Genomic DNA, 16615 nt, shown 5'->3' with positions numbered 1-16615 from the left:
CTGGTGTGGTGCATGGATCAATAAAGGACGGTGGACAGTTCCAGACGTGCGACAGCTTGGTTAATTGTATAGTTGATTGTTAAACGTATTGCCGTGAATAGCGTCATACTAGACGCTTTCCGGATTTGTCTGGAAACTTGTTTCATTGCTGAATATTTTGCCCCTGACGCAGTTTCGTCCGGCGTTTTTCGCGGCATAGAGCATTTTGTCCGCCAGCTGCACAAGGGTGCGCGGAGTGCTCCGGGAATTGGGTGTGTTCGTGGTCACCCCGAGGCTGATGCTGATATAAGGGTGGGTACTGATGCCGCGGGCATGGGGAATCAACAATTTGGCGACCTGGACGCGCATCTTTTCAGCCAGGTTCAGCGCCACGCTGTGTTCGGTTTCGGGCAGGACCGCGATGAACTCTTCTCCGCCGTATCGGAAGATGCTGTCGGCGGGTCGTTTCAGCGGTATCGGCAGCGCCTGGGCGACCCGGCTCAGGCAGCGGTCTCCCGCCAGATGGCCGTAGTGATCATTAAACTGTTTGAAGTGATCGATATCGAGAATGATGATCGATATCGGTTCTTGCGACCGACGACAGCGGGCCCACTCACGCTTCAGTATCTGCTCAAAACGTCGGCGATTCGGCAAATTGGTCAGGGCATCGATCAGCGCCAGTTTTTCCAATAGATCGCTGTTGTGCTTCAGTTGAATATGCGTTCTTACACGTGCTCTTACGATGGGTGTCCGGAAGGGCTTGGTGATGTAGTCGACAGCACCCAGTTCGAGTCCGCGCGTCTCGTCTTCTATCTCATTTTTGGTGGTGATGAAAATAATGGGTATTTTACGCGTCCCATCGCTGGCCTTCAGGTGGCGGCAAACCTCGTATCCATCCATGTTCGGCATGACAATATCCAGCAGTATCAGATCAGGCTGCTGATTACGCGCCGCCTCTATACCGGATTCACCACTATTGGCCACCTTGATATGGTATTCCGACTTAAGCACCTGTGCCAGGTACTCGATATTGATCGGACTGTCGTCAATAATCAGAACGGTCTTTTCCTTACGTACTTCTGTCTGCATATCGGGTGGCAACCTTTGGATTAAGATGATTGATATTCCATTCCCCCCATCTCACAGAATAGTAAAAATATGTGGCGGCAGAAAGGAATAGGAAAAATAGGAAATAATCTATCGATTAAGCGATATGCCGGGATTACGGCTACAGGCTGATTGAGGATTTGGGGCGAAAAGTGGTTACGATCCCCGGTTTAATGGCCGGGCAGGCTGTGCTCATTTGTCATCAGGCGTGGAACCCAAGTGGAAAGCCGGTGTCTTTTCATGGGAGGAGGAAGGGCCTAGAATGGCCTGTTTAGCGCCGTGTGCCATGCTGCCTGGACGGCGGGTGTGTGTACACGGACCGTTACAATCCGTTGTAGCGTCACAAATACAATAATATCTATCTGTTGAGTATGATAATGCGCAAGCTATTGCCGCTGCTTTTGTTGGCCCTGTTTATTGGCGTCACACAGTTGATCTCCCACTTCAAACCGGTTGCGGCAATACGTGATACGCCTCCCACCCCCGTCATTACCGTAGAGACCGCGCAATTGATGCCGCGCGACTATACCGTAGTGGTCAACTCCTTTGGCCGGGTACAACCGCGCACCGAGGGCGAACTGGTGGCCCAGGTGTCCGGACAGATTATCGATGTCAGCCCCAACTTTCGTAATGGGGGTTTTTTTGAGGCGGGGGAGACCCTGATCACCATCGATCCCCGTGATTACAAGATTCAGGTGGATATTGCCGCGGCGGAGCTGGCCAATGCCAAGGTGAATCTTGAGGAACAGCAGGCACTGGCGGATCAGGCCATAAAGGATCGGGCGATCCTCAACAAACAGGGGCTGGCATCGGACTACGCCTTGCGCAAACCGCAACTCGCAGCGGCCCGCTCGCAAATCGACGCCGCCCAGGCAAAACTGGCCCAGGCCAGACTGGCGGTTGAAAGAACCGAGATCAAGGCGCCCTACGCCGGGCGGATTCTCTCCCGTAGTGTGGATCGTGGCGTGGTGGTATCGAATAACCAGGCGCTGGCGAGAATCTACGCTACCGACCGGGTGGAGGTGCGGCTGCCGCTGAAAAACAGTGAACTCGGTTATGTGGAGTTGCCGGAAAATTATCGCAATGAAGGCTCCGGCCAGAGTCATCTGCCCTCGGTGACTATTATTAACAATCTGGGTACCGCCCCGGAACAGTGGCCTGCCACCCTGGTACGCACTGCCGGCGCCATCGACGAGCAGAGTCAACAGCTCTATGTGACAGCGCAGATCGAAAACCCCTATCTGGTGAACAAGGATGGGCGGCGGCCATTGAAGATCGGACAGTATGTCACTGCGCAGATCCAGGGGCGCACCCTGCCGGGAGCCATTGTCATCCCCAACTCGGCCATTTATCAGGGCAGCTATGTCTATCTGTTTGACCAAGGGCTGTTACAGCGCACGGAGATAGAGGTGGCCTGGCAGAACAACCATGAGTCGCTGATCAATAGTGGTCTCAAACCCGGCAATCAGCTGGTATTGACCCCGCTTGGTCAGGTCAGCAGTGGCACGCCGGTAAAAAACATGGCAGGCGGCAAACCGGATAACGTCAAGAGGACTGCCGAGCAGGGTAATAAATCCACCGGGCGATCATCCGATGCCGCTACAGTTAACTAGGTTTCGCCCATGATCGCCTGGTTTGCACGTAACCATGTGGCCGCCAATCTGCTGATGGTGAGTCTGCTGATTCTGGGGCTGTCGTCGCTTTATTTTCGTATCCCGCTCGAAGTGTTTCCGACCCTGGAGGCGCAGCAGGTCAATGTGGAGATCAGCCTGCCCGGCGCCACCCCGGAGGACGCGGAGCAGGGTATAGCCATTCTGGTCGAGGAGGCGGTACAGGATCTGGAAGGGATCAAGGAGATCACCAGTCGTTCGTCCGAGGGTACTGCCAGCATCGGTCTGGAGATTGACAACGGTTATGATCCCCGGGAGATGCTGGCCGATATCAAGAGCCGCGTCGACTCCATCAACAACCTGCCGGTCGATGCGGAGAAGCCGGTGGTCAGCCTGGCCACCTGGCGACGGGAAGTGATCACTGTTGCGATAGCGGGCCACTATCCGGAGCGGGAGATCCGCGGATTGACGGAACAGGTACGTGATGATCTGCTGCGTATCCCCGGCATCACCCAGGTAGAGCTGGATTCGGTGCGCGCCTATGAAATCGCGATTGAGATGTCCGAGGATAGTTTGCGCCAGTATGGCATCAGCCTGCGTGAGGTGGCGCAGGCGATTTCCAACAGTGCGCTGGATCTTTCAGCGGGGAATATCAAGGCCGATGCCGGAGAGATCCTGATCCGTTCCAAGGGGCAAGCCTACCGCCGCGATCAGTTTGACAGCATCATTGTGCTGACCCATCCGGACGGCAGTATTGTCCGGGTGAAGGACCTGGCCCGGGTCAATGACGGATTCGAGGAGTCGCCGCTGCGCAGCCGCTTCAACGGCAAGATGGCCGGCTTTGTGGATGTGTTCCGGGTGGGGGATCAGAGCGCCATTGACGTGGCGGACAAGGTGAAGGCCTATGTGGCGGAGCGTCAGGCCTCACTGCCACAGGGGGTTGAGATGACCACCTGGCGGGACCGTTCCCGCATTGTGAAGAAGCGCCTGCAGACCCTGACCAACAATGCCATTCAGGGTGGTGTCCTGGTGTTGCTGCTGTTGACCCTGTTCCTGCGTCCATCCATCGCCTTCTGGGTGTTTATCGGCGTGCCCGTCAGCTTCATGGGTGCGTTCGTGGCCATGCCCTTTTTTGATGTCAGCCTGAATGTGTTCAGTCTCTTCGCTTTCCTGCTGGTGCTGGGTATCGTGGTGGATGACGCCATCGTCACCGGTGAGAATGTCTACACTCACCTGCGGCATGCCGAGAATGGACTGGAAGCGGCGATACGGGGTACCCGGGAGGTTGCCGTGCCGGTCACCTTTGGTATTCTCACCACCATCGCTGCGTTTCTGCCGCTGGCCTTTATTGAGGGGCGTCGGGGCCTGCTGTTTGCCCAGATCCCCATCGTGGTGATCCCGATCTTCCTGTTCTCGTTGATCGAGTCCAAGTTTGTCCTGCCGGCTCACCTCAAACATATCAAGCTGCGCTCGGAACGCCATCAACCCGGATTGCTGGAACGATTCCAGCAGGGCTTTGCCGATGGTTTTGAGCGGGCAATCCTGCGCTATTACCGGCCAGTGTTGAAAACGGCGTTGGATCACCGCTGGAGCACCCTGGTGCTGTTCGGTGGCATTCTGCTGATCATGGTAACCCTGGCCACCACCGGCTGGACCCGCTTTACTTTCTGGCCCCGGGTACAGAGTGAACTGGCGCGCGCCTCCCTGACCATGCCTACCGGCACGCCGTTTGAAGTGACCGATCGCTATATCCGCAAGATTACCGATGCTGCCTTTAGCCTGAAGCGGAAGTATCGCGATGGGGAGGGGGTCGATCTGGTGCTGGATATCCAGTCCACCACCGGCTCCAGTGGTGCGCGTGGTTCCGGCTCCCACACCGGTCTGGTGATGTTCGAGATCGTGGCGCCGGAAGATCGTATATCGCAGGTCACCAGTATCGAACTGGTGCGGGAGTGGCGCAAGATGATCGGAGTGATCCCCGGTGCCGAGAGTCTCACCTTCCGGGCGGAGATTGGCCGTATCTCCGACCCGATCGAGATCCAGTTCTCCGGAGTTGATTTTGCCGCGCTCTCGGAAGTGGCGGACAAGACGAAGGAGCGGCTGGCGCTCTATCCGGCGGTGTTCGATATCAGCGATACCCTGTCGGATGGCAAACAGGAGTTGCAGATTGAGTTGAAGGATGAGGCCCATGCCCTGGGGCTGACCCGTTCGGATGTACTCAACCAGATCCGTAATGCCTTCTACGGTTTTCAGGTACAGCGGATACAGCGTGGTCGGGAGGATATCCGGGTGATGGTGCGTTACCCTGAATCCGAGCGCAAATCGGTAGCCAATCTGGAGGATCTGCGCATCACCAACGCCAGCGGGCTAAACGTGCCTCTGGGCCAGGTGGTTACACTCAAGCCGGGCAAGAGTCCCACTTCAATTATCCGCATTAACCGATACCGTACCGTCAAGGTAGCCGCTGATATCAACAAGGCAACGGCCAACATGACCATACTGCAGGGTGAGTTGAGCGATTTTCTCGACAATCTGCTGTTGCAGTATCCGGGCGTCAGTTACAGCTTTGAGGGCGAGATGAAGGAGCAACAGGAGTCGTTCGGCTCCCTGGGCATCGGGCTGGGGATTATGCTGTTTGTCATTTACGGCCTGTTGGCTATCCCGTTCAAATCCTATCTGCAGCCTTTGGTTGTCATGTCGATTATCCCGTTCGGTGCCATCGGTGCGCTGGCCGGACACTGGATCATGGGCATGGATCTCACCATGCTCAGTCTGCTGGGAATGATGGCCCTGGTGGGTGTGGTGGTGAACGATAGCCTGGTACTGGTGGACTTCATCAACAATCACAAACAGTCCGGTGGTTTGCAGGAGGCGATCCTGAATGCCGGCGTGGCGCGCTTCCGTCCGGTCATGCTTACCTCGCTGACCACCTTTAGCGGGTTGATGCCGCTGCTGTTCGAGCAGTCCACCCAGGCGCAGTTTCTGATCCCGATGGCGGTTTCGCTTGGATTTGGCATCCTGTTTGCCACCTTTATCACGCTGCTACTGGTGCCGGTGAACTATCTGTTGATGGAGCAGGGTATAGCCGGCTGGAAGCGGTTGATGGAGCAATGAGAATACTGCATACCGCCGACTGGCATATCGGCCGACAGTTTCACAATCTTTCCCTGCTGGAAGATCAGCGCCATGTATTGCAGCAGATTACCGACCTGATCGAGGCCCGACGGGTGGATGTGGTGCTGGTGGCCGGTGATATCTATGACCGTTCAGTGCCGCCGGCCGCCGCCGTGGCACTGCTGGATAAGGTGCTGAACCGCATCTGCCTGGAACTGGAGGTGCCGGTGATCATGATTGCCGGCAATCACGACGGACCGGAACGGCTGGCGTTCGGCGCCCGGCACCTGACCAGGGCCGGGCTGCACATCGTTGGCCATCTGACGCCGGAGCCACAACCGATCCTGCTCGGTCCACCGGGTGATGAAGTGGCCTTCTACGCCATTCCCTATGCCGACCCGGCCAGTGTTCGACAGCTGTTCGATAACGAGGTCGCCAGCCATGACGAGGCGATGGGTTTTCTCACCGGCCGGATCCTGGAGCATAATGCCGGGCGCTCTCCCTGTGTGTTGCTGAGTCACTGCTTCCTGGCCGGTGGCGAGGTCTCTGAATCGGAGAGACCTCTCTCCATCGGCGGTGCCGAGTGGGTCTCACCCGGCCATTTCCAGCCCTTCGATTATGTCGCTTTGGGCCATCTGCATGGCCGCCAGTTCCGGGGGGCGGAGCATATCCGCTATGCCGGCTCGATCCTCAAGTACTCCTTCTCCGAAGCCCGGCACCACAAGTCGGTGACCCTGGTGGATCTGGATGGGGCGGGCATCAGCCAGATCGAGCAGGTGGATCTCCAGCCGCTGCACGACATGCGCATCCTGGAGGGCGAGCTGGAACAATTGCTGGCGCAGGGGCAGGATGATCCGCAGCGCGATGACTACCTGCTGGTACGCCTGACCGACAGTCACGCCATCCTCGACATCATGGGCAAGCTGCGGGCGGTCTATCCCAACGTGCTGCACCTGGAGCGTCCGGGGCTGATGGCGAGTAGTGAACAGCACACCCTGCAGCGGGATCAGTTGAAGCGCGGTGAACTGGCCATGTTCCAGGACTTCTACCGGCAGGTGCGGGGAGACTCGCTGACACCCGAACAGCAGGCCCTGATTGCCGATCTGCTGGAGCAGATACACCGGGAAGAGGGAGAGGGCTGAGATGCGGCCTCTGAGTCTCACCATGTGTGCCTTCGGGCCTTTTCAGGCATCCGAAACCATCCCGTTTGAACGGCTGGGTGAAAACCCCCTGTTCCTGATCAACGGTCCCACCGGTTCGGGCAAGACCACCATCCTCGATGCTATCTGCTTCGCCCTCTATGGCCGCACCACCGGTGATGAGCGGGAGGGGAGCCAGATGCGCTGTGATTATGCCGCTGACGACACCCTGACCGAAGTGATCTTCAGTTTCGAGCTGGCGGGGCGGGGCTACCGTATCCGCCGGGTGCCGGAACAGCAACGGCCCAAGGCGCGGGGCGACGGGACCACCACCCAGTCAACCGAGGCCCAGCTCTGGGCTATCGATCCGGACGGTAGCGAGCGCCTGTTGGTCCCAAGCAAGGTGAGCGAGGCAACCCGGGAGATTGAACAGCTTACCGGTCTCAGCGTGGAGCAGTTTCGCCAGGTAATGGTGTTGCCCCAGGGGAAGTTCCGGGAGCTGCTGCTGGCCGAATCGAGGCAGCGGGAGGAGATCTTCAGTCAACTGTTCCAGACCCGGACCTACCGACAACTGGAAGAGCGGTTGAAGGCACAGTCGGCCGGAATCCGGCGTGAGGTGGAAAAGGGACGACAGATCCAGCAGGGCATCCTGCAGGGGATCGGTCTTGAGACACCGGCACAGTTGAATGAGGCGTTGCAGGCACTGCAACCGGAGCTGGAACAGGCCCAGGCGCGACAACGGGTGGCGGAGAGTCAACATGCAGAGGCAGTGCAGGCGCTGCAGCAGGCGCGGCATCTTCAAGACGGGTTTGCGCGGTTGGCGAAACTGCAACAGCAGCAGGCCGGACTCGAACAGCGGCAGGATGAGATCAAGCTGATGCAGCAACGACTGCAGCGGGCAGAGCAGGCCGGTCGACTCAAGCCGCTGTTCGATCGCTGGTCGATAGCCCGTGAGGCACTGCAGGAGGCGCGACAAAAACGGCAGCAGTCACAACAGGTATTGGAACAGGCCCGACAGGCACTGGCAGACGCGGAAGCGACGCTGAAACAGAGCGAGGCACTGAGTGAAACCCTGGATCAGCAGAAGCGGCAGTTGGCTACCCTGCAGGGGTATCAACAGCGTGCTGTGCGGCTGGCCCATGCGGTTAAACAGCTGAAAATGGCGGAAGCGGCTGAGCAGGAAGTTCTGGCTGCACAGCAGAAGGTACAGGCTGAACTGCAACAGATTCTCCAACAGCGGGAGCAGTTCCAGCATGAGCTGAGTCGGCAGCAGGCGCGGCTCAACCAGTTGCACGATGCCCCGTTGCAGCTCAAGCAGATCAGCGATCAGGTGAGGGATAAAACCACCCTGGATAGCTGGTTCCGACAGCGTGAGCGACAGCGGCAGGAGTTGGATCAGGCCGGGCAGACGGGCAAGCGGTTGGCGGCGGAGCTTCAGGACCAGGCCGATACCTGCAAGCGCGTCGAACTGGCCTGGCATCAGGGACAGGCGGCCCTGCTGGCCCGGGAGCTGCAAGCGGATCAACCCTGCCCGGTCTGTGGCAGCCGGGAGCATCCGGCACCGGCCGAGTCCGCCGGCGATCTGCCGGGCCAGTCAACCCTGGAGCAGGCACGTCTGGCGGTGCAGGCGGCTCAGGAGCGGCTGAATACGGCGCGTGATGACTACACCCGAAAAAAGAGTGAAATCGCGAGCCTGGATGACCGCATCAACGAGCTGGCACAACAGTTGGGCGAGGTGAAGGATTTGTCGCTGCAGCAGCTTCAGCAGCAACAGCAGACACTCCAGCAGGCCGTGGAGAGACAGGCGTCCATCCGGCAAAAATTGCAGTCCCTGGATACCCGGGATGGTGAACAGAAACTGGACGAGGAGAAACGCCGCGCCCGTCTGGAACGACTCAATGCCCAGGTAATGGCGCAGCGTTCTGCGTTGGCCGCTGCCAGTAGTGAGCTGAAGAGTGCCGAGCAGGAACTACCCGCCGATTATCGTGAGCCGGGGTTGCTTGACCGTGTGATCCGCGAGACCGGTGCGGAAATCGAGCGGCTGAATCGGGTGATCAGTGAGGCCCGTTCCCGGCACCAACAGGCCAGCAGTGCCCATGCCTCCGCCAAGGCCACCTGCCAGTCAGCGGAAGAGTCCCAGGTGTCGGCGCAGGCTGCCGCACAGCGGGCGGAGGAGCAATGGATGGAAGCCCTGAAGAGCAGCCCGATTGCCGACGAGGCAGGGTTTCTCGGGGCCTTGCTCAGCGAAGACGAATGGTCCCGGCTGCAGCAGACGGTGCGCGACTATGAGCAGACGGTCCAACAAACCAGTGGAGCGCTGCGACAGCAACAGGCAGCCCTGGAGGGTCATGCGGCACCGGACATCCCAGCCCTGGAACGGCAATTGGCTTCAGTGACCGAAACCAGGGCCACCGCCGACCAGGTGTGGCGTCAACTGGATAAACGGCAGGGCCAGTTACAGGATGCCAGGGAAACACTGCAGCAGAGCGAACGCCAGTGCGTGGAGTTGGAGCAGCAGTACGCCCTGATCGGTACCCTCAGCGATGTGGCCAATGGCCAGACCGGCGACAAGGTCAGCCTGCAGCGCTTCGTGCTCAGCGTGTTGCTGGACGATGTGCTGGTGGAGGCGAGTCGGCGTCTGCAATTGATGAGCAAGGGACGCTACCAATTGTTGCGCAAGAGTGAGCGGGCCAAGGGCAACCGGGCATCGGGCCTGGAACTGGAGGTGGAGGATGCCTACACCGGCAAGTGCCGTCCGGTGGCCACCCTCTCCGGTGGTGAGAGCTTTCTGGCCGCGCTCTCCCTGGCCCTGGGCCTATCCGATGTGGTGCAGGCCTATTCCGGTGGTATCCGGCTCGACACCCTGTTTATTGATGAGGGATTCGGTTCACTCGATCCCGAGTCCCTCGACCTGGCGATCCGCACGTTGATTGATCTGCAGTCATCGGGCCGTATGATCGGCGTGATCTCCCACGTGGCTGAACTGAAGGAGCAGATGCCGCTGCGCCTGGACATCAGCAGCAGTCGGGAGGGGAGCCGGGTAAAGCTGGTCACTCCCTGAATGCTTCCGTATCCAACTACCCGGAGAACTGATCTACAATGGTAAAACCAATCAGGTCTATCCCTGACTGGTTTTGTGCTGAGTGGTCGGTGACAAATAATCCAGCCACCGATCCTGTGTATAAAAATGACAGAGGAGTGGTCATGAGCAGAATATGGATAAGTTTACCCCTGCTGGCATTGCTGACCGGCTCGGTGATTGCTGCCAGCGGCGTCAGTGTCATCAGCGTTAATGGCGTCAACGGTGCCTGGATTGGTTATAGCGACGGCAGCGTGCGTTTCTGCAACGGTGGCGGTGGGACCGCCGTGCCGTACTGGACAACTTGTACCACGGCAATCAAGGCGAATGGCTCTGCCGTAACCGATATCAGCAACAGTGATCGACGCGCCTGGATCGGCCATGCCGACGGTCGGTTGCGGTATTGTAAAGATAGCGGTAGTGAGCAGGACCCGGTGACTGAATGCATTGATGTGAAACCGTGATTCGGGTGTGCATATAAACCGTATATCAAGAGCACAACAGGATACCCCTTGATAAAACTGCAACAAGCCCTGCACGACTGGCCGACCAAATCATTTGAACAGTCACTGAAAAATGAACTGCTGGCCCTTGCGCCGGGCATCCTGCCGCTACAGCAGGGGGTTGCACAGGGTGGCTATGTGGATGATTCCGATCTGGAGTTCACCCTGCTGGATAAATCAGCCACTGCGCAACAGCTTGTCGTTCAGGTCGGTGTGTTTTTCAGCGAGATCATTGCCGGTTGCAGTTGTGGTGACGATCCGGTGTCGGAACATGCCTATTGTGAAATCAGTATTCATATTGACCGGCAAAACGCCGAGGCCTGGTTTTACCTGGTGTAACTGTTGTTGAGTGTAATTGGTAGATTGAACTGCACTGTCCCGGCACGGTTGCGTTGTCAGGAAGTGTGCCTACACTTTCGGTATACGCAACATTAACTGGACTATTTCGGCAAAAATGAGTGACCTGGATACCACTGGCTTAATCATTATTGGTCATCTTGTGGGCGCAATGGTCGTCGGGGGCGCCATTGGTCTTGAACGGAGTTTTCATGCCAGACCGGCAGGATTCCGCACCCATGTGCTGGTCTGTATGGCGTCCAGCACATTGATGCTGGTGACCTATTTTCAGTGGAAATGGCTGCCCCAGACACTCCTGGATACGGTGCGTGCCGATCCAGCCCGCATGGCCCAAGGCATTATGACCGGAATCGGTTTTCTGGGTGCCGGAGTGATATTCAAGGAAGGGCTGAGTGTCAGGGGACTGACCACAGCGGCGTCGATCTGGATCACGGCCGCCATCGGTATTCTGATTGGCATTGGATTTTACTTTCCGGCAGTTGTCGCTACTTTGTTGACGTTGGGGACGTTGTCGGTATTCCGTTGGATTGAAACCAAGCTGCCTTCCCAGTTTTATGCGCACTATCACATACGTTTTGATCGCAATACCGCGTTGCCGGAAAGTGAGATAAGGCGGGTATTGCAGGAACATGGTTTTACCGTGGCGAACATGAGCTATCGGGTTGGTGACAACACATCGTCATTCGAGTATCGGATGATTATTCGCACCACGAATTCCGCAAACATGGCCACATTGGCAGAATCATTACGGGTACAGGACAATGTGTGTTCATTCAAAATTTCGCCGACCGGAGACTAGAGCTGAGCTCCAAGTTCCGTCATTACGATATATTTCGCTCCCGCTGTTTGGTGAAATACACAGTAACTTTGTGGCTCGGTACACAAATATATGCACAGTTTTCGGTAAAGGTAACCCTGTCATTCAGTGATATAGATTTCGCATATAGCTCTTGGCAGTGTGGAGTTCCTAGGCCTTGTGGCTGATTACCTTCGCCTTGTTGTTAAACCCCTTCACTGGTTGAAGACGGTGCTCACCAGGTAGGTGGTGTAGCCGATATAACCGAACAACAGAATCGCACCTTCAAATCGATTGATTCTGCCTGGGCCGTGAAATCCGTAACCGACAAGGAACAGTGAGAGGGTCAGAACAGCCATGACCGGTATGTCCCGTACCAGGACGTCCGGGTCCACTGACATGGGATGGATTATCCCGGCGATTCCCACCACGGCCAGCGTATTGAACAGGTTGGATCCGAGTATATTGCCAAGTGCGATATCATGTTCTTTTTTTCGGATGGCAACGATTGAGGCGGCCAGTTCTGGCAGGGAGGTCCCAACTGCAAGGATAGTCAGGCCGATCACCAGGTCGCTGACCCCAAAGCCAGACGCGATCGTTACCGCCCCCCAGACCAGGATACGAGAGCTGACAATCAGTAGCAGCAGACCTATGCTCAGCCAGAAAATTGCCTGGCCAATCCGCATGGTTTGGATATTCAATTCCCTATCCATCTCGCTACCCAATGTATCGGCCTTCTTCCGTATGCCTTGCCAAATAGTCCAGCTCATCAATCCACCGAACAGGGCCAATAGCACCAAGGCATCGTTGCGGGTGATCTCTCCATCCCAAAGCTGCCAGGCGGCCAAAGCCGTGACCGCACTGAGGATCGGCAACTCTCTGCGCAGCACCAATGATTGCACAAGGATGGGACTGATTAGTGCCGTCAGACCCAGGATGAGGCCGATATTGGTAATATTCGATCCATAGGCGTTCCCGAGAGCAAGCCCGGGATTCCCTTGAGAAGCAGCAATTGCCGAAACAATCATCTCGGGGGCCGAAGTGCCGAAGCCGACGACTACCATGCCGATGAGGAGCGGCGGCATGCTGAAATGGCGTGCAGTGGCGGCCGCACCCTCGACAAAGCGGTCGGCACTCCAGACGAGAAGTGCCAGGCCAAAGGTGATGGCAAGTGTTGCTGAAATCATGGATCTCCCAAATCTGGATGCAATAAACCTGATAATATCTTCCCCATCTGCCAGCGTCGGGCCCGAAGCATACGGTTCCTGGCTGTCGAGGGATATTATCCACCCGCTTATGCCGGCTGTCGTCTTTTACCGGTGAATCGGTGGTACCACGTCTGACCAGGCAGCGTGCACTCTGCCTGTTCTCTGCACAGTCACCAACGGGGGAAGTATGGGTTGGAAAACCGATTATCGTTCATTCTATTACCAGGGGGCACCCGAGCCCGAGGATCTGATACTCTCCCCACAGGAGACGGTCTTGCTGACTATAGATATCCAGAATATCTATATGCAACTGTCAGATGATCCGGCACAGCGGACGCGCTGGGCGCCGTTTATTCAGCGCATGCGTGAGGTTGTCATCCCGACCGTACAGCAATTGCAGACCCGTTTCCGGGCACAGGGCATGGATGTGCTGCATGCCCGGATCGCCTGTCTGCTGGCGGATGGGCGGGACCGCTCCCTGAGCCAGAAAAAGCCGGGCTGGAACTACCTGCTGTTGCCCAGGGATGAGGAGAGTTCCCAGATCATTCCGGAGCTGGCCCCCCGGCCCGGTGAGGTGGTAGTCACCAAAACCACCGACAGCGCCCTGACAGGCACCAACCTGCGTCTGATACTGCACAACATGGGTGTCAAAAACCTGGTGATGACGGGGATTTTTACCGATCAGTGTGTCTCATCCACAGTGCGCAGTCTGGCCGATGAAAGCTTCAATGTGATCGTGATCGAGGATGGCTGTGCTGCCGGTACCGATGAACTGCACTACCGGGAGCTGGAGATCATCAACATGATCTATTGTCAGGTGCTTGGCAGTGGTGAACTGCTGGAGATCATGGGCATCTAGCAGTTCTCCGCCATATTCAGGAAAAAATAATAGCCGTGAATGGCTGAAAATGAACACGGATAATGTTATTCCGCCAATACTTCGTTCCCCGTCCTGGTGGGTACTCAGTCAAGGATGAAACTGTTTGTGTCTCCTATACTCCACCAAGGAGTGTCCTGTGAAGTTGTTCTTCATGACACCTGAAATGAGCGCTCAGGGCATCAACCCGCGCGATCATCTCCAATAATCTTGGTCAGGGAGAGAGCGATGTCACAACAGAATAATCAAAAACTGGCTGAGGATCTGGTCAGCGCATTGGCGTTGCAGCACCAGCCGCTGGCGATCAGTTTTACCCAGGAAACAGTGCCCGGGGTTGACCTTTTTTCTGACGCCATGCCAGCACCAACAGAAGATGGTCGTACGGGGCGTGTTCCGGCCGGTTGTGTTTTCTGGATGAAGGCTGCAACTAACACCTTCAGCACGGTGGCGGGAGATCATGCCAACTGTAGCGTGGGCAGTGTGACCCATGGGTTCAAGACACTGGAGGAGGTCGGCAGCAAGTCGGATGTGGGTGCGCTGGTGGGAGCTGGATGGGTGGCGGCGGAGATGTTCCCGCAGATACCGGTTGTTAAGGAGCGGTTCCGTTATGTGACCTATGGCCCGTTAAAGGATTCACAAGAAGAGCCCGACGTGGTGTTCCTACGCATCAATGCCAAGCAGGCGATGACCCTGTCGGACGCCCTCCCGGGCCTGCGTTTTGAGGGCAAACCGCAGTGCCACATCATCGCCATTGCCAAGGAGCAGGAGACGGTGGCCGTCAGTGTCGGGTGCATGCTCAGCCGCGTGCGGACCGGCCTGCCGAATAGCGAAATGACCTGTGCGATACCGGGCAGCCGCCTGGCCGAGGTGGTGCAGATGATCAAAACGACGGCGGTCATAGACAGCACGGTGGCAAACTATGCCAGTGAGGATTCCAGGCGTTTCAGCTCGTAATCACCAACGGCCGCTGCGGTTGCGGTATCGCTTGTGCCGCTCCAGCCGTCTGTTCAGCGCGGAGATCATCTCATCCTCGCTGAGATAACCGTCGGCGTTACGGTCGATCTCCTCGAAACGGAGAGGTGGCGGGTAACTCTTGCCGGGCCCGTCCGCCGCTTTTCGACGCTGTTCAAGTGCGGTAAGAAACTGGTGATACTCCTCCCTGCTCAACACACCGTTCCGATCCAGGTCATGGATGGAGAATGGACCGGTGTGGGGTCCAATGCCGGCGTTGGGTGACGGTTCCGCTGGTGCGGCAAACGCCACCATCAGGTTGAGGGCGCCAGTCAGTATCAGCGCCACCGCCAGTGGTGAAGACCATTGAGGATTGACTCTTTTCATTGCCCCTCCCTCATTTTTTTGAGCCCAGGTATTTTTCCAGGATATCGAGCTGGTCGTCAGAAAAGTCCAGCCGCTTGTGCGAGCGGATGGTTTCTGAACGCAGCAGAGTGGGGATCTTTTCTGCCGCTGTCGCAAACTGCGAAGGGTCGGCCGAATGGCAGTAGATACAGTTCTCTTCATAGAGTCGCTGTCCGGCTTCTATGGCCGCCTCGGATATCTCGTTGCCTGGTGGTACCGGTGGCAGTATCTGGTCCAGGTTGATATAGAAACCACCCTTGTCCCAGAAGCCTGGCTCTGAGCAGCCCAGGCAGGGATGGCCCGATTCAATCGGAAAACTGGTTCCCTCATTCCATTTGTAGACAGCGCAGGCATTGTGGGTAATCGGTCCTTTACAGCCCAGTTTATACAGGCACCAGCCTTGGCGGGCACCCTCATCATCAAACTGTTCGGCAAACTTCTGTTCCTCGTAGTAGTGGTAGCGGGAACAGCGCTCATGCACGGTGCGGCCATAAAAGCTCATTGGACGACGCAAGGCGTCCAGTGCCGGGAACTGTTCGAAAACCAGGAAGTGGGCCAGTACGCTGCTAATGGCGATGGGAATGGGCGGGCAGCCCGGTAGATTGATCAGCGGTTTGGTTTCAATCTGGCCACTTTCCATCAGGTCTGCCACACCGCTGGCGCCGGTCGGATTGGGGCTGGCGGCCGGCAAACCGCCAAAGGTGGCGCAGCTGCCGATTGCGATTACCGCATTGGCGCCGGCTACGCACTCCTGCAGTAGCTGTAGATTGGTCTTGCCGGCGATGGTGGAGTAGATACCGTCATCGGCAACAGGAATGGAACCCTCTACGATCAGTAGATAACTACCGAAGTGGTTTTCCATCGCCTCCATTCGGGCGGCTTCCGCTGCTTCACCGGCGGCGGCCTGCAGCGTGTGATGGTAATCCAGTGAGATGTAATCGAATATCAGTGATTCAATGGTGGGTGCGTGTGAGCGGGTAAAGGATTCGGTGCAACCGGTGCACTCCTGGAAGGAGAGCCAGATCACCGACGGCCTGCGGCTGAGGGCCTTGTTGAGCTGTTCAGCGAAAACGGGTACGACCCCGGCAGGCAGGGCGAGCATAGATACCATCGCGCTGCAGAATTTGAGTAGTCCCCGGCGGCTGATGTCGTGTTGAATTAGTGGATGTTCTCCGATGCCTTGACCCTGCATGGTAGTGCTTTCCTAGATTGTCTCGACAATGTGGAAGACGGCTGGTGTGAGGTCGGTTAGGATCCCCCCGTTCCAGAATCGGGTGGCGTACTCATTCTAGGGTATACAGGCTGAGCATTACACTATCTGTCGGTGGGATATTATCCGTGATGTTGATTTGGATCAAACCTGGATCTGTCTCTGTCATGCGTCCCGGTGCCTGGTGCAGCGCTGCTCATTGCGTCCAAAATGAATTTTAATTCGCAAGCATGTTTGAGCGCCTTGCCGGGCTTTTCTGCACTGAAGGGCGGGGCATGCC

Annotated in this window: 13 protein-coding genes; 9 read left to right on the top strand and 4 right to left on the bottom strand. The window is 57.2% G+C overall.

The genetic code is table 11. The features are described from left to right. Positions 1 to 108: 108 nt before the first annotated feature. A complete protein-coding gene (locus A3GO_RS22875) occupies positions 109 to 1068 on the bottom strand; it encodes a diguanylate cyclase (RefSeq protein ID WP_037374828.1) in 960 nt (319 codons plus the stop codon). Between the two features lie 395 nt (positions 1069 to 1463). On the opposite strand from A3GO_RS22875, the gene A3GO_RS0106775 reads away from it, so the two are divergent. The 7 genes from A3GO_RS0106775 to A3GO_RS0106745 all read left to right on the top strand — a co-directional run bounded on the left by A3GO_RS0106775 (position 1464) and on the right by A3GO_RS0106745 (position 11687). After that, positions 1464 to 2699, top strand: coding sequence for an efflux RND transporter periplasmic adaptor subunit (locus A3GO_RS0106775; protein ID WP_245621682.1), 1236 nt, complete (start codon positions 1464 to 1466; stop codon positions 2697 to 2699). Positions 2700 to 2708: 9 nt separating this feature from the next. Further along, the gene (locus A3GO_RS0106770) at positions 2709 to 5810 is read left to right on the top strand and encodes an efflux RND transporter permease subunit (RefSeq protein WP_029132761.1); all 3102 of its coding nucleotides are present in this window, start codon (positions 2709 to 2711) and stop codon (positions 5808 to 5810) included. Next, complete coding sequence (locus tag A3GO_RS0106765) at positions 5807 to 6952, top strand: exonuclease SbcCD subunit D (RefSeq protein WP_029132760.1); 1146 nt, start codon at positions 5807 to 5809, stop codon at positions 6950 to 6952. The genes A3GO_RS0106770 and A3GO_RS0106765 overlap by 4 nt, the downstream gene beginning before the upstream one ends. Position 6953: 1 nt before the next feature. After that, entirely contained in the window at positions 6954 to 10010 is a 3057-nt protein-coding gene (locus A3GO_RS0106760; protein WP_029132759.1) for an AAA family ATPase, read from the top strand. A gap of 143 nt (positions 10011 to 10153) precedes the next feature. Then, positions 10154 to 10492: a hypothetical protein gene (locus tag A3GO_RS0106755; protein ID WP_029132758.1), complete on the top strand. Its 339-nt coding sequence runs from the start codon at positions 10154 to 10156 to the stop codon at positions 10490 to 10492. A gap of 48 nt (positions 10493 to 10540) precedes the next feature. Continuing rightward, the gene (locus tag A3GO_RS0106750; RefSeq protein WP_029132757.1) at positions 10541 to 10870 is read left to right on the top strand and encodes a hypothetical protein; all 330 of its coding nucleotides are present in this window, start codon (positions 10541 to 10543) and stop codon (positions 10868 to 10870) included. 115 nt (positions 10871 to 10985) lie between these two features. After that, on the top strand, positions 10986 to 11687 hold the full coding sequence (locus tag A3GO_RS0106745) for an MgtC/SapB family protein (protein ID WP_037374826.1): 702 nt from the start codon (positions 10986 to 10988) through the stop codon (positions 11685 to 11687). Positions 11688 to 11899: 212 nt separating this feature from the next. Here the strand turns inward: A3GO_RS0106745 and A3GO_RS0106740 are convergent, their stop codons facing one another. After that, complete coding sequence (locus A3GO_RS0106740) at positions 11900 to 12871, bottom strand: calcium/sodium antiporter (RefSeq protein ID WP_029132755.1); 972 nt, start codon at positions 12869 to 12871, stop codon at positions 11900 to 11902. Positions 12872 to 13079: 208 nt separating this feature from the next. On the opposite strand from A3GO_RS0106740, the gene A3GO_RS0106735 reads away from it, so the two are divergent. Together A3GO_RS0106735 and A3GO_RS22870 are read left to right on the top strand one after the other, a co-directional pair. After that, complete coding sequence (locus A3GO_RS0106735; RefSeq protein ID WP_029132754.1) at positions 13080 to 13751, top strand: cysteine hydrolase family protein; 672 nt, start codon at positions 13080 to 13082, stop codon at positions 13749 to 13751. A 246-nt stretch (positions 13752 to 13997) separates the two neighbouring features. Next, positions 13998 to 14723 carry a DUF169 domain-containing protein gene (locus A3GO_RS22870; RefSeq protein WP_051301910.1) on the top strand — a complete coding sequence of 242 codons (726 nt, stop codon included), beginning with the start codon at positions 13998 to 14000 and terminating at the stop codon, positions 14721 to 14723. Here the strand turns inward: A3GO_RS22870 and A3GO_RS0106725 are convergent, their stop codons facing one another. Beyond that, the gene (locus A3GO_RS0106725; protein WP_029132753.1) at positions 14724 to 15107 is read right to left on the bottom strand and encodes an EF-hand domain-containing protein; all 384 of its coding nucleotides are present in this window, start codon (positions 15105 to 15107) and stop codon (positions 14724 to 14726) included. Between the two features lie 10 nt (positions 15108 to 15117). After that, positions 15118 to 16317: a hydrogenase small subunit gene (locus tag A3GO_RS0106720; protein ID WP_029132752.1), complete on the bottom strand. Its 1200-nt coding sequence runs from the start codon at positions 16315 to 16317 to the stop codon at positions 15118 to 15120. Positions 16318 to 16615: the final 298 nt, after the last annotated feature.

It is taken from the genome of Sedimenticola selenatireducens DSM 17993 (assembly GCF_000428045.1).
Lineage (GTDB): Bacteria > Pseudomonadota > Gammaproteobacteria > Chromatiales > Chromatiaceae > Sedimenticola > Sedimenticola selenatireducens.
This window is presented reverse-complemented; position numbering and strand designations above follow the sequence as displayed.